13 protein-coding genes are annotated in these 14,169 nt (G+C 64.4%); 4 read left to right on the plus strand and 9 right to left on the minus strand.

What is annotated here, in order from left to right; all coding sequences use genetic code 11:
* The first annotated feature begins 66 nt into the window (after positions 1-66).
* Positions 67-804, plus strand: a complete 738-nt coding sequence (locus tag PRN20_RS13270) for a hypothetical protein (protein WP_273957880.1) — start codon at positions 67-69, stop codon at positions 802-804.
* Between the two features lie 7 nt (positions 805-811).
* Positions 812-1,627, plus strand: coding sequence for a nucleoside triphosphate pyrophosphohydrolase (gene mazG, locus PRN20_RS13275; protein WP_273957881.1), 816 nt, complete (start codon positions 812-814; stop codon positions 1,625-1,627).
* Here the strand turns inward: mazG and hflX are convergent.
* The 7 genes from hflX to dusB all read right to left on the minus strand — a co-directional run bounded on the left by hflX (position 1,613) and on the right by dusB (position 10,931).
* Complete coding sequence (gene hflX, locus PRN20_RS13280; RefSeq protein WP_273957883.1) at positions 1,613-2,995, minus strand: GTPase HflX; 1,383 nt, start codon at positions 2,993-2,995, stop codon at positions 1,613-1,615. The genes mazG and hflX overlap by 15 nt on opposite strands.
* Before the next feature lie 9 nt (positions 2,996-3,004).
* Entirely contained in the window at positions 3,005-3,253 is a 249-nt protein-coding gene (gene hfq, locus PRN20_RS13285) for an RNA chaperone Hfq (protein WP_273957884.1), read from the minus strand.
* Positions 3,254-3,406: 153 nt separating this feature from the next.
* Complete coding sequence (ntrX, locus tag PRN20_RS13290) at positions 3,407-4,786, minus strand: nitrogen assimilation response regulator NtrX (protein WP_273957885.1); 1,380 nt, start codon at positions 4,784-4,786, stop codon at positions 3,407-3,409.
* A complete protein-coding gene (locus tag PRN20_RS13295) occupies positions 4,786-7,113 on the minus strand; it encodes a sensor histidine kinase NtrY-like (RefSeq protein WP_273957886.1) in 2,328 nt (775 codons plus the stop codon). The genes ntrX and PRN20_RS13295 overlap by 1 nt, the downstream gene beginning before the upstream one ends.
* A gap of 235 nt (positions 7,114-7,348) precedes the next feature.
* Positions 7,349-8,797, minus strand: a complete 1,449-nt coding sequence (gene ntrC / locus PRN20_RS13300; protein WP_273957887.1) for a nitrogen regulation protein NR(I) — start codon at positions 8,795-8,797, stop codon at positions 7,349-7,351.
* On the minus strand, positions 8,794-9,930 hold the full coding sequence (locus PRN20_RS13305) for a two-component system sensor histidine kinase NtrB (protein WP_273957888.1): 1,137 nt from the start codon (positions 9,928-9,930) through the stop codon (positions 8,794-8,796). Before PRN20_RS13305 ends, ntrC begins: the two co-directional genes overlap by 4 nt.
* Complete coding sequence (gene dusB, locus PRN20_RS13310) at positions 9,927-10,931, minus strand: tRNA dihydrouridine synthase DusB (protein WP_273957889.1); 1,005 nt, start codon at positions 10,929-10,931, stop codon at positions 9,927-9,929. The genes PRN20_RS13305 and dusB overlap by 4 nt, the downstream gene beginning before the upstream one ends.
* 171 nt (positions 10,932-11,102) lie before the next feature.
* On the opposite strand from dusB, the gene PRN20_RS13315 reads away from it, so the two are divergent.
* Positions 11,103-12,296 carry a bifunctional 2-C-methyl-D-erythritol 4-phosphate cytidylyltransferase/2-C-methyl-D-erythritol 2,4-cyclodiphosphate synthase gene (locus tag PRN20_RS13315; RefSeq protein ID WP_273957890.1) on the plus strand — a complete coding sequence of 398 codons (1,194 nt, stop codon included), beginning with the start codon at positions 11,103-11,105 and terminating at the stop codon, positions 12,294-12,296.
* Between the two features lies 1 nt (position 12,297).
* The gene (locus PRN20_RS13320) at positions 12,298-12,789 is read left to right on the plus strand and encodes a CinA family protein (RefSeq protein ID WP_273957891.1); all 492 of its coding nucleotides are present in this window, start codon (positions 12,298-12,300) and stop codon (positions 12,787-12,789) included.
* Here the strand turns inward: PRN20_RS13320 and PRN20_RS13325 are convergent.
* A complete protein-coding gene (locus PRN20_RS13325) occupies positions 12,786-13,220 on the minus strand; it encodes a type II toxin-antitoxin system RatA family toxin (RefSeq protein ID WP_273957892.1) in 435 nt (144 codons plus the stop codon). The genes PRN20_RS13320 and PRN20_RS13325 overlap by 4 nt on opposite strands.
* A complete protein-coding gene (gene lipA / locus PRN20_RS13330) occupies positions 13,213-14,169 on the minus strand; it encodes a lipoyl synthase (RefSeq protein WP_273957893.1) in 957 nt (318 codons plus the stop codon). The genes PRN20_RS13325 and lipA overlap by 8 nt, the downstream gene beginning before the upstream one ends.

The raw sequence follows: 14,169 nt of genomic DNA on the forward strand, positions 1-14,169 counted from the left end.
AGCCGTTCAGTTCGCTCAACGAGATAGTTCCATAATATATCTTATGCGAATGGAGGATTGTCAGATATGCCGACCGAAGCCGACCTCACCCAGCAGCTCATTGAGGCCCAGCGTGCCGGCCGGCACGACGTCGACGCCGCCCCCTATGCTGCGCTCGATCGTGCAGCCGCTCTCCGCATCCAGTCCGCGACGATGAGCGCGCTCGGCGAGACGCCGGCGCTGCTCAAGACGATCGTCACGCCGGACGGCCTTGGTGCCTGTGCGCCGATCTACCGTTCCCGCGTCGGCAACAGTGGCGCGCTGCAACTGTCGTCGCCGACGATCACCGGGCTCGAGGTCGAGGTCGGCCTGGTGCTGGCCAGCGACCTCAGCACCGAGGCCGCCAACCGCGACGAGATCGACATCATCGAGGCGATCAGCCACTACTTCGTCGGCATTGAGATCTGCGGTACGCGCTACACCGATCGCTCGCTGTCTGGCGTCAATGGCGGCCTCGCAGACAACGCCTCGGCGTATGGCTACGTCTTCGACCCATCTCACCGCGACGCCGGCGCCGAGATCGAGAACTACGACGTGCACCTCGAGTTCGCCGGCAACGAGATCTGGTCTGCGCCGGCCAAGCACTCGTTTGGCACGGTGCTCAACTCGTTCATCGCCTACGCCAAGAACCAGAACCCGGCATTCCCGCTGAAGGCAGGCACCGTGGTGACTACCGGTTCGCTGTGCGGCCTCGTGCCCGTCTCCGGCACCGGTCATGTGGTCGGCCGCCTGGGCAACCACGCCGTCAGCTTTGATATCACCTGAGGCACCGATGCAGCCCTCGCGCGACATTTCCCGTCTCATCGAGATCATGGCCGCCCTTCGCAACCCGGATGGCGGCTGTCCGTGGGATCTGGAGCAGGATTTCGCCAGCATCCGCCACTACACCATCGAGGAGGCCTACGAGGTCGCCGACGCTATCGAGCGCGAGGACTATGCGGACCTGCGCGATGAACTTGGCGACCTCCTGCTCCAGCCCGTCTACCACGCGCAGATGGCCTCCGAACGTGGGTTGTTCGACATCGGCGACGTCGTCTACGCCATCACCGAGAAGCTGATCCGGCGTCATCCCCATGTTTTCGGTGAGGAAGCCGCACGTAGTGCTGGCGGCGCCAAGGCCAAGTGGGACGAGGTGAAGGCCGACGAACGGGCGAAGAAGGCTGAACGGAAGCAGGTGCCCTCCTCCATCCTCGACGACGTTCCGCACGCCCTGCCCGCCCTCGCTCGCGCCGAAAAACTCAGCCGCCGCGCCGCCTCCGTGCAGTTCGACTGGCCGGACTGGCGCCAGACGCTGGCGAAGGTCCGCGAGGAGCTCGACGAAGTCGCGGAGGCCGCGGAGGCGGGCAACACCGCGGAGGTCCAGGAGGAGCTGGGCGACCTGCTGTTCGCAGTCGCCAACCTGGCCCGCAAGCTTGGTGTCGAAGGCGAATCCGCGCTGCGCGACGCCAACGTCAAGTTCGACCGTCGCTTCCGCTACGTCGAAGCCCGCGCCAACGAAGACGCTGTCCCTCTCGCCGAAGCCGGCCTCGACCGGCTCGACGGGTATTGGAACGAGATCCGGGCCAAGGAGCGCTCAGGCGGCGTCTGACCCCTCGATACGGCCGGCGAACCGCTCGGTGAAGGCCATCTTGTGCCGTGCCTCGACCCGCACCTCGTAGACCTGCCCGTTCTCGTCGGGCTCTTCCTTCTTGAGGATTTCGGCGTGGCCATAGAGCCAGCCCACATCGGCGCCGGCCGTGTGGGGAACCAGCACGCGGTAGGTGCGTCCCTGCCCGGCCAGCACCTGTTCGATCGTGGCGAGCAGCTTGTCGAGTCCCTCACCCGTCTGCGCGGAAACCGGCACCGAAGCCGCGACCTTACCGGCAGGCGTCAGCGTCGCGAGAGCCGGCATGGAGCCGTCCGGGTCCCGCGGCAGCAGGTCGACCTTGTTCCAGACCTCGATCATGGGGGTAGCCTCAGCGGAGACGCCAAGTTCCTCCAGTACCTTGAGCACATCGTTGGCCTGGGCGGCATGATCCGGATTGGCGACGTCGCGAACGTGCAGGATCACATCGGCCTCCAGCACCTCCTCAAGCGTCGCCCGGAATGCGGCGATGAGATCGGTCGGCAGGTCGGAAACGAACCCCACAGTGTCGGACAGCATGACCTGGCGGCCATGTGGCAGTTCGATCTTGCGGACCGTCGTGTCGAGGGTTGCGAACAGCAGGTCCTTGGCGAACACCCCTGCCCCTGTCAACGCGTTGAATATGCTGGATTTTCCGGCGTTGGTATAGCCTACCAGGGCCACGACCTGGAACGGCACGGCGTCGCGACGACCCTTCTGCTGGCCACGCGTTTGCCTAACCTTTTCAATGCGTTCTTCCAGGAGCTTGATTCGATCCTGGAGCTGTCGGCGGTCGCTTTCCAGCTGGGTTTCACCTGGGCCGCCCATGAAGCCGAAGCCACCTGAGCCGCGTTGCCGCTCGAGGTGGGTCCAACTGCGAACGAGCCGGCTCTTCTGGTAGTTTAGGTGCGCCAGTTCGACCTGCAGCACACCTTCTCGAGTGGCCGCTCGCTCGCCAAAAATCTCGAGGATCAGCCCGGTGCGGTCAAGCACCTTGCTGCCGGTCTCCTTCTCGAGGTTGCGCTGCTGTATGGGATGCAAGGCCGCGTCGACGAGCAGAAGCTCGATCTCGTCGGCCTTCACCCGCTTGGCAATCTCGTCGACATGCCCGCCGCCGATGAACGTGGCCGGCTTCACCTCGCGTACCTTGGCGATCTCGGAGAACACGATGTCGACGTTGATCGCGCTCGCCAGCCCCTCGAACTCGGCCTTGCGGGCCTCGATCGTATGGTTGGCGGCGCGCCCACGCACGTCCGGAATCACGAGGCCGACCCGGGTCGGCGCCAAACGGTGATCTATGAATGCCTGCGGGCCGCCCTTTTGGGCGGCCTCATCGTCGTACTCGTCGCCCATCGGCTTGCGTCAGTCCTCTGACGGGGTCTCCGGATCGAACAACTGGATCGGAGCTCCCGGCATGATTGTGGAAATCGCGTGCTTGTATACCAGCTGCGATTGCGCGTCGCGTCTGAGGAGCAGGCAGAAGTTGTCGAACCAGGTGATCACGCCCTGCAGCTTGACCCCGTTCACGAGAAAGATCGTGACCGGGACCTTCTGCTTGCGAACGTGGTTGAGGAAGGCGTCCTGGAGGTTCTGGGTCTTTTCGCTGGGCATTCTGAGGCCTCTTCTCGCATTGTTGGGCGGGCGCGCCCTGTTGTTCGGACAGCGGCCGCCACCGCCCTGCCCTCTCACATGCCGTCACATCCCAATCGCAGGGAAACTATGGCACAGAAGATACCGAGTGCCTACCCGGCCGGGCAAGCCCCGCTATAGTCCGAGGGACTTGATCTTGCGGTGCAGCGCACTACGCTCCATCCCTACGAACTCGGCGGTTTTTGAGATGTTCCCGCCGAACCGTTCGATTTGCGCCATGAGGTACTGACGCTCGAACACTTCCCGCGCATCGCGCAGCGGCAGGCTCATCAGGTGCGCCGAAGAATCGCCGTCGCCAACGGTGGGCAGGACCTCGCCGATATCCGGAGGCAGCAACGCCGCGGTGATAACCCCGTCCGCCGGCGCCTGATCCTTCACCAGGATCAGCAGGCGCTCGATCGAGTTCCTCAGCTGGCGGGCATTGCCCGGCCAGTCCTGCGCCTGCAGAACCGCCACGGCATCATCGCCGATCGACATGCTGCGCAGGTTGTGCAGCCGGCAAACCTGCTCGATGAACACCTCCACCAGCGGTGGAATGTCCTCGCGGCGCTCCTTCAACGATGTCAGTTGGATGGGCACGATGGACAGCCGGTGGAAGAGGTCCGAGCGGAGCTGCCCCGTCTCGATCAGCGATGCCACGTTCTGCGAGCTGGATGAAATCACGCGGACGTCGATGGGCACCGCCACGGCGCCGCCAACCCGGTTGAACTTGCTCTCGACCAGCGTCCGCAGGAGCGACTGTTGCACTGGGGGCGGCAGCGTCGCCACCTCCGACAGGTACAGCGTACCGCCATGTGCCCTCTCGAGCGCCCCGACTTCGGTCCTCAGGATGCCCGACTTCTCGCGCGTCTCCCGCCCGAACAGCACGACCCCGACTTCCTCGGGCGAGTACAGCGAGCAGTTGATTTCGATGAACGGCGAGTCTGCACGCGCGCTCCTTTGGTGGATCAGTCGCGCTGACAGCCCCTTGCCCGTCCCCGACGAGCCGGAAATGAAGATGCGCGAGTTGGTGGGTGCAGATTTCTCGATGACCGCCCGCACGCCCTGCAGTGTCGGAGAGTTGCCGACCAGTTCGACGGTCTTGCTGGAGCGCTCCCGCAGGTCCGCGACTTCGTTCTTGAGCCGCGCCGACTCCATCGCTCGCTGGGTAATCAGCAGCAACCGGTCCACCTTGAACGGCTTCTCGATGTAGTCGTAGGCCCCTCGCTTGATGGCGCTGACGGCCGTCTCGACGTTGCCGTGGCCCGAGATCATCACCACCGGCATGTCGGGGTGCTGGCTCTGGAACTCGTCCAGCAGCTGCAGGCCGTCGAGCCGGCTGCCTTGCATCCAGATATCGAGGAAAACAAGGCTCGGGCGCCGTCGCGCAATTTCGTTGAGCCCCGAGTCTGCGTCATGCGCCTGACGGGTCTGGTACCCTTCGTCCTCGAGGATGCCAGCGATCAGATCGCGGATGTCGTCCTCGTCGTCGATGATCAGAATGTCGAGCGCCATCAGGTATTGTCCACCGCTTGCAACTGCGGCTCCTCTTGCTGTCCGCTATCGGGCCCTGCCCCGGCCGTAGCGCCGCTCCCAGTCTCGGTGGCGGTCTGCTGTTCCGCCACGGTTTCGGGAGCCGCAGGCCCCCCTTCGTCAGCCTCACCGGGCCGATTCCGCGGCAGGGTGAAGGTAAAGCAAGCGCCGATACGCCCGTTCTCGTCCGGCTCGGCGTCGATCAGGTCGACCTTGCCGCCGTGTTGTTCGATGATCTTGGCGACGATCGCGAGCCCCAGTCCCGTGCCCTTGTCGCGGGTCGTGACGTAAGGTTCGAGCAGCCGCTGCCGGTTGTCTTTCGGCCACCCTTTGCCATTGTCGGTAACCGAAATGCGCACCTTCTCGCCTTCCGGTGCGGCAGAAACCGTGATCACCGGGTTCTTGATCGCCTCAAGCCCGGCGCCCTCGATGGCCTCCACAGCGTTCTTGATGAGGTTCGTCAGCACCTGGCTCACCAGCCGGTTGTCGAACCAAGCGACGATCGGCTGCTCCGGCAGTTCCATGTTGATGGCGACTTCCGGAAGCCGCACGCTTTCGAGGAACACCGCCTGACGGATCGAATCCGTCAGGTTCCCCTTCTCAAGCTTGGCCTCGGGCATCCGCGCGAACGACGAGAACTCGTCGACCATACGCCCGATATCGCCGACCTGCCGAATGATCGTGTTGATGCACTTGTCGAAGATGTCGAAATCGTCGGCGAGCTTGCTGGCATAGCGTCGGCGCAGACGTTCGGCGCTAAGCTGGATCGGCGTCAGCGGGTTCTTGATCTCGTGCGCAATGCGTCGCGCCACATCGGCCCAAGCACCGGTGCGCTGCGCCGAGAGAAGGTCGGTGATGTCGTCGAGGGTCACGACGAAGCCCTTGCTCTCCGTCATCGTGCCTTCGCGAGTCAGCTGCACCTGGTAAGTGCGGTAGTCCGGCCCCGAGCCGATCTCGATCTGGTCGCGGATGGTGCCGCGCCGCGCCGACTTGGCGCGCTCGATGACGGGGGCCAAGGCCGGGATCACCTCGTCGATCCGCTTGCCTACCAGCGCAATTTCGTCCGCCCCAACCATCTCGGCCGCGCGCAGGTTCACCAGTGTGATGGCACCGAACGGATCGAGCCCGACGATGCCGGCCGACACGCCCTCCACCACAGCTTCAGTGAACTGGCGGCGCTTCTCGTTGGTCTCGTTGGCCTCGACAAGCGCAAGACGCTGCGACTTCAGCTGCTGCGTCATCGTGTTGAAGCGATTGGTGAGGTCGCGCAGGTCGCCCCTGCCCTCCTGCACCGGAACCCGAACGTCGAGATCGCCATCCGACACTCGGTTGGAGGCAATCATCAGGTTTCGGATCGGGTCGACGAAGCGGTTGGCGAGCGCAATGCCGATCCAGACGGCGGCGAGCAGCAGCACAAGCGCCAGGCCGACATACATGATGGCCGACGTGATCTGGAAGACCACGCGATTGCTCTCGTAGTTCCGGTATTCCGTGATGTTCTGGTCGGTGAGCCGTGTGAACTCCAGAACCTCAGGATCAACTGGCCGCGCCACGAACAGGTACGTGTCGTCGTAGCCCCGAAGCTTGACCACCGAGCCGACCAGGTTGGTGCGCCCCGGCGCGATCTCGGTGGGCCGCCCCTCGATGACGCCCTGGGTCAGACCGGCCGGTACCCGTGGGGCCGTACCCGGCGCGTTGATCTGTGCCTTCATCAGCGTGTCGCCGTCCGCCGAGATCAGTGAAGTGAAAGGCAGCGACCGTGTCACAGCCAGCGCTGTCAGAATGCGCTGGAACTTCACCCGATCTGTTTCGAACGTCCCGCGCGCCTGCTCCAGTTCATTGGCGACCCATATGATGTCGTCGCGCAGCACCTGCGAGTGCTCGAGCAGGTAGGAGCGCGCCACAAGCCGCGAGCTTTCCACCATTGTCCGCGTGCGTTCCGAGAACCATTGATCGAGCCCCTGGTTCAGCGAGAACATGGCGACGACAGCCACCAGCAGCGCTGGCACCGCCGCGATGCTGGCGAACATGCCGACCATTCGGATCTGCAGATTTGCGCCGGGTTGCCCCTGCATCTTTGCCTGGAACAGCAGCATCGCCTCGGTGAGAACGAGCGCAACCACCGACAGCACCAGCAGGCCGTTGACCAGCCAGATGATGGTCCAGACTTCCGGTGTCGGCTCGATATCCGAGGCGCCGGTCAGGATCAGGAACGAGCCGGTCGTCACGAAGACCGACAGCAGCACGATGATCAGCCCGATCGTGCGCACCGCTTTGCGGCCCGTATCGCCAAACAGAACCGGGCGCATCCGCTTTGTCGCGGACGCGAGCGTCGGCTCAGGCATTGCATCGCTCGGGAGCGTGGCTTCGTGCATCAAGGGCCGGTTTCGGGAACTCGGCGGGCAACCCTAGCCCGAGAGCTCAGCCTTCAGTCTAATTGGTGCAAAAATGTGACACCCGCGAGAGGTGTCCCCTGGAACCTCCGTAGGCCCTATGATGCAGAATTGCAACAGCTAAGGGGACTGCCCTCCACCTTGTGAAGGATCAGCCCTGCCGGCGGGACTGCTTCACGATCTCGATCGAGTGCGCCCGGATCTTCTTGCGCAATGTGTTTCGGTTGAGGCCCAGGAGGTCAGCCGCGCGAATCTGGTTTCCGCCACAAGCATTTAGAACCATCGCGATGAGCGGAGCCTCGACCTTGTCGATGACCCGTTGATAGAGGCCAGCGGGCGGCAGGTTCGGTTCGTACTCCCTGAGCACTTGCGCGACGTGGGTTTCCACTGCCGTCGAGACATCGACCGGCCCGGAGGCAACAGCCGCAGGCTGTCGGTCCGCGAGGTTCAACTCGCTCTGCACGATCTCCAGCGAGATGTTCTCGTCGGCGTAGAGCGCCGAAAGGCGCCGAACGAGGTTCCCCAACTCGCGGATGTTCCCGGGCCAGGAGTAGTTCTGGAGCAGCCGGATGGCATCGGGCGAGATGGTCTTGACCGGCTCACCTTCGCGCTGCGCCGAGCGCAGGAAGTGCTGCACCAGGTCGTTGATATCGTCGATGCGCTCGCGCAGGGGCGGCAGCCGGATCGGCACCACGTTGAGGCGGTAGTACAGATCCTCGCGGAAGAGCCCCTGCCGGATCATCTGGCTGAGGTCGCGGTGCGTCGCCGCCACGATGCGCACGTTGGACTTGATCGGGGTCCGACCGCCGACCATCGTGTACTCACCCTCCTGCAACACGCGCAGCAGGCGGGTCTGGGCGTCCATCGGCATGTCGCCGATCTCGTCGAGGAACAGCGTGCCGCCCTCGGCCTGCTCGAACCGGCCGGACGAGCGCGAGGTAGCGCCGGTGAACGCGCCCTTCTCATGGCCGAACAGTTCTGCCTCGATCAGGTCGCGCGGGATGGCAGCCATGTTGATGGCGACGAACGGCCCGTTGCGGCGCTTGCCGAAATTATGGAGCGCGCGCGCTACCAGTTCCTTGCCGGTGCCGCTCTCGCCGGTGATCATCACCGTAAGGTCGGTCTGCATCAGGCGCGCCAGTGCCCGGTAGATGTCCTGCATGGCCGGGGAGCGGCCCACGAGGGGCATGTTCTCGCCCGGCTCATCGGCCTTCTTCTCGGACGCGGATGACTTCTTGGCGTCCGCCAAGGCCCGCGCCACCACCGACAGAACTTCGGCAATGTCGAACGGCTTCGGCAGGTACTCGTAGGCGCCGACCTCGTTGGCCCGTATCGCCGTCATGAACGTGTTCTGGGCGCTCATCACGACCATCGGCAGGTCGGGCCTGAGCTTCTTGATCTTGGGCATGATGTCGAACGCGTTGCCGTCCGGCATCGAAACGTCGGTGATCAGGAGATCCCCTTCCCCGCGGCTCACCCAGTTCCACATCGTGGACATGTTGCCGGTGGGACGGACTTCGTAACCCGCTCGCGTCAGCGCCTGGTTCAGCACCATGCGGATCGCGGCATCGTCGTCGGCGAGCAGCACAGTGTGGCTCATCTGGCCAGAACCTCTTCGGTCTCAGTCTCAGTGATGGTCGCCTTGGCGGCGACGGGCAGAAGAATGCGGAAGCGGGTGCGGCCAGGACGGCTGTCCATGTCGACCACGCCACCATGATCGCCGATGATCTTGGCGACGAGCGCCAGCCCCAGACCCGACCCGTTCGACTTGGTCGTGACGAACGGATCGAACAGGATCGGCACCAGGTCGGCAGGCACCCCGGGACCATTGTCCTCGATCACGATCTCGATCGGCAGCGAGATGCGCTCCGACACGCCCTGCACTGAAATGCGGATACCCGGCCGAAATGCCGTCGAGAACCGGATCTCGGGCTTCGGTGTGCGCTCAAGGGCTTCTGCGGCGTTCTTCACAAGGTTGAGGAACACCTGAATGAGTTGGTCCCGGTTGCCGGCAACGGGTGGGAGCGAAGGGTCGTACTCCTCATGAAAGCTGATGCCCCTCGCCACGCCGTTCCGCGCGAGCAGCTTCACCCTGTCGAGGATCACGTGGATGTTGATCGGCTCACGTTCGATCGGCCGGTCGTCGCCGAACACCTCGACGCGGTCGATGAGGTTGACGATCCGGTCCACCTCGTCGCGCACGAGGCGAGCCAGCGGCAGTTCATCCGGCGTTACGCTCTGTTCGAGCAGTTGGGCGGCGCCGCGGATGCCCGACAGCGGGTTCTTGATCTCGTGCGCCAGCATGGCGGCGAGCCCGGTAACGGAGCGCGCAGCGCCTCTGCTCACGAGTTGTCGATCGATCTTGTCAGCCATCGTCCGCTCCTGGAAGAGGAGCGCGATGCGGCCGTCGCCTTCGGACAGGGGCGAGGCAAACACATCGACGATGCGATCGTCATCGGCTTCCGAGAAGCGCGACGAGCCGACGCGCACGCGGTACTCGGTCATCGGGCCCCGACGGTCGGCGACGGCTTGCATCAGGCCGATGATGGGCGAACCGAAGGCAATGAGGTCGTCGAGCCGCTGCCGCGTTAGAACGCTCAGTGAAGCGCCGAAGAAGGCTTCCGCGGCGTAGTTGACGAAGATGATGCTCCGGTCCTCGCTGCACACGATCACGGGCTGTGGCAGCGCCTGCAGCACAGCCGTACTGAGCGCTGGCGGTGGGACTTTGGTCATGCTGCGAGCCTCCGGTCGCTCGCGTATATGTCAGGTATCATCGCCTGGACCTCCTGTGGGTCCTCGGCATTGAGCAGGCTCTTGCGCACAGGCTTCTCCAGCTCGATCCCGGCGGCCTCGAGATACCAGTCGAGATGCTTGCGTGCCGCGCGGACACCGATATGGGTGCCGTAGGCGAGCAGCATGGCCTCGTAGTGCTCGGAGACGATGTCAACCAGTTCGCCGTCGCTCGGCGATGCGGCCGCTTCCCCGCCGTCGAGCTCAACCCCGATCTGTCCGACTTTCCACGGCTGCCCCTGCGCACCGCGCCCGATCATCACGGCGGCGGCACCGGATTGCTTCAGGGCCTCGCGGGCAGCGACGAAGTCGACGATGTCGCCGTTGACCACCACCGGGACCGCGACCGCCTCGACGACCGGGCGCACCAGATGCCAGCGAGCCTCGCCTTTGTAGAACTGCTGGCGCGTGCGGCCGTGCACCGTGATCATCTGCGCCCCCGCATCGACCGCCCGCCGGGCCAGGTCGGGCGCATTCATATTGTCCTCGTCCCAGCCCAACCGCATCTTCACCGTGACCGGCAGTGGTGTTGCCGCCACCACCGCATCGATCAGCTTCAGGGCCTCGTCGGGCACCCGCATCAGCGCCGAACCGGCATAGCCGTTGGTGACGCGCTTGGAGGGGCAGCCCATGTTGATGTCGATGATGTCGGCGCCGGCGGCGTGGGCAATCTCCGCCCCGCGCTTCATCCATTCGGCCTCGCAGCCGGCCAGTTGCACGACGTGCGGCAGCGAGCCCGAGGTCTTCCCCAGCTTGCGGACCATGTCGTCCATGCCGGTCGCCAAAGCGTTGCTGGCGATCATCTCGGAGACGACCAGGCCTGCCCCGAACCGCTCGGCCAGCCGCCGCATCGGTTCGTCCGTAATACCCGCCATGGGAGCGAGGAAGGCACGGTTGGGCAGTTCGTGACCAGCAATGCTCAATGCGCAGGCAAACTCAGACAATCGCTGCCCCAGATTTGCTCATTTCCAGGAAATGCCCGCAGAATAGTCAAAAAACGCGCGCGTGCAACCACGTATCGTGGCCTGCGGCTCAGTGTCCAACATCCGTGCTTGCTGGGTAGGTGAGCCGCCGCTAGGACTGGCGGCGCCAGTAAGGGGCTCCATGTACCACCTATGACAGCCGAGAAGACCATCGCCGTAGTCGTGGTCGCCGCGGGCCGCGGCGAACGCGCCTTTGCTAACGGAGGCACGAGCCCGAAGCAATACCGGGAACTCGCCGGCAGACCTGTCATCAGCCGAACCATCGCGGCCTTCCTCACCCGCAAGGACGTGTCCTGGGTCGTCCCGGTGATTCATCCCGACCATGCCGAACTCTTTGCAGCACTTGGTCTAGCCGACCCACGCCTTCTGTCTCCCGTCTCCGGCGGTGCGCAGCGGCAGGCATCAGTGCTGGCCGGGTTGACGGCGCTGAGCCCCCGGCGCCCCGACTACGTCCTGATTCAGGACGCCGCCCGTCCGCTGGTTGACGACGACATCATCGACGGGGTGATCGCAGCCCTCCGCGAGCACGATGGCGCGCTGCCAGTCGTACCCGTGATTGACACGATCAAGCGCTCAACCGACGGACGAACCGTCACCGCAACGGAAGATCGCAACACCCTTTTCGCCGCCCAGACGCCGCAGGGATTTCGCTTCCCGCAGATTCTCGGCGCGCACCTGCGCGCTGGCCGAATGCCGCGCGAGTTCACGGACGACGCGGCCATCGCAGAGTGGGCGGGCCTGACCGTGGCGCTGACGCCGGGCAGCACCCGCAATATCAAGATTACGCATCCAGAGGATTTCGCACGTGCGGAACGCCTCCTCGGTGGGGAGAAAGCCATGGAAACCCGCGTCGGCACTGGCTTTGACGTCCACCAGTTCGACACCGGCGACGCGGTCTCGCTGGGAGGCGTGGAAATCCCGCACACTGCAAAGCTCAAGGGCCACTCCGATGCCGACGTCGCCCTCCACGCCCTGACTGACGCGATCTACGGCGCCATGGGTGAAGGCGACATCGGCAAGCACTTCCCGCCCTCGGATCCGCAGTGGAAAGGCGCCGCCTCGACCATCTTCCTCGCCCACGCCGCCGGTCTTGTGATTGAGCGTGGCGGCCGCATCGTGAACCTGGACGTGACCATCGTCTGCGAAGCCCCGCGGATCGGACCGCATGTCGAAGCCATGAAGACCGTCATCGGCAAGACCTGCGGCATTGGTACGGGGCGCATCGCCATCAAGGCAACAACCAGCGAGCAACTGGGTTTCACCGGCCGCGGCGAAGGCATCGTCGCCATGGCCTCGGCTTCGATCGAGCTGCCCAGGGAGGATTGAGATGACACTGCCCGAAGACATCGCCGCCCTCGCCGTCGAAACGATCGAGGCCCTGAAGGCTGCCGGCCTCACCATCGCGACCGCGGAAAGCTGCACCGGCGGCCTCATTGCCGGCGCCCTGACCTCAGTCTCCGGCTCCTCCGACGTCGTCTATGGCGGCTACGTGACCTATGCCAACGAAGCCAAGATCGCGATGATCGGCGTGCCGTTCGGCCTGCTGAGGCAATATGGGGCAGTCTCTGAGGAAGTGGCCATGGCCATGGCCGATGGCGCCCTGACGGCGGCCGGAACGCATATCGCCGTTGCTGTGACCGGAATCGCCGGTCCGACCGGCGGTACCGCCGACAAACCTGTCGGGCTGGTGCATTTCGCCGTCGCGACCGAGGACGGCACCACGCACTTCCGGAAGATCTTTTCCGGCAACCGCGACGAAGTCCGGCACGCGACGGTCGTGCAGGCGCTCAAGCTCGTGCTGAAAGCCGCGAAAGCCTAGCCGAAGCGGCGGTCCGCTTCGTCCTCGAAGGCATCGATGATCTCGGTCTGCTTGGCCGCAAAGGCCGGCTCGGCGACCGCGGCGATCAGCGGATTGGCGATCTTGAAGTCGATGTGGAAGCGGATGCGGGTCCCCTCGCCTTCCGCTTCAAAGCTCCACTTGCTGTCGAGATAAGCGAAAGGGCCGTCGACCGCCTTTGCGGTGATGGTCATCGTCTCGGGGTCGGCGACCACGCGGCTGGTATAGGCTTGGGTGATCGGGCCAAACTGAATGGTCATCTTGGCCAGGACAGCACCACCAGCGGCGTCCTCGCGAACCTCCATCCCCTTGCAGTTGGGGATGAAGCGCGGATAGGCCTCGAGGTCGGAGACCAGATCGAACATGCGCTGCGGCAGATGCGGCGAGTGCCGCTCGAGAAAGAGATCAGCCATGGGCGAGTTTGGCCATACGGTTGGCGCGGAGCTGTTCGAAGTCTTCACCCGCGTGGTGCGACGAGCGAGTCAGCGGGCTCGATGACACCAGCAGGAACCCCTTGGTCATCGCCACGGTCGCAAACGACTTGAACTCCTCGGGGGTCACAAACCGCTGCACTGGATGGTGCTTCTTGGTCGGCGCAAGGTACTGGCCGATGGTCAGGAAATCGACGTCGGCCGAACGGAGGTCGTCCATCAGCTGAAGGACTTCGTTCCGCTCCTCACCGAGCCCGACCATGATGCCGGACTTGGTGAACATGGTCGGATCGAGTTCCTTCACGCGCTGCAGCAGGCGAATGGAATGGAAGTAGCGGGCGCCCGGACGGACCTTTAGGTACTTCGAGGGCACCGTCTCGAGGTTGTGGTTGAAAACATCGGGCTTGGCAGCCACGACGATCTCGAGCGCCCCGTCCTTGCGCAGGAAGTCCGGCGTCAGAATCTCGATAGTGGTCTTGGGCGTGCGGACACGGATGGCGCGGATGACCTGGGCGAAGTGCTCGGCGCCGCCATCCGGCAGGTCATCGCGGTCCACCGAGGTGATCACCACGTGCGCGAGGCCGAGTTTCTCGACGGCGATAGCGACGTTCTCGGGCTCATTGGGATCGAGCGCGGTCGGCAACCCGGTTCGCACGTTGCAGAACGCGCAGGCACGGGTGCAGATCTCGCCCATGATCATCATGGTCGCGTGCTTCTTCGACCAGCACTCGCCGATGTTCGGACAGCCGGCTTCCTCGCAGACGGTGACGAGGCCGTTCTCGCGCACGATCTGCTGGGTCTCCTTGTAAATGGGAGACCCCGGCGCCTTGACCCGGATCCAGTCCGGCTTTCGCAGCATCTCGTTCTCAGGCCGATTGGCCTTTTCCGGGTGCCGCGGGCGGGTGTCTAAACTGTCGATCAGGGTGACCAA

Origin of the sequence: Devosia sp. ZB163, assembly GCF_028613635.1 — a bacterium.
In the GTDB taxonomy this organism is placed as follows: Bacteria; Pseudomonadota; Alphaproteobacteria; order Rhizobiales; family Devosiaceae; genus Devosia_A.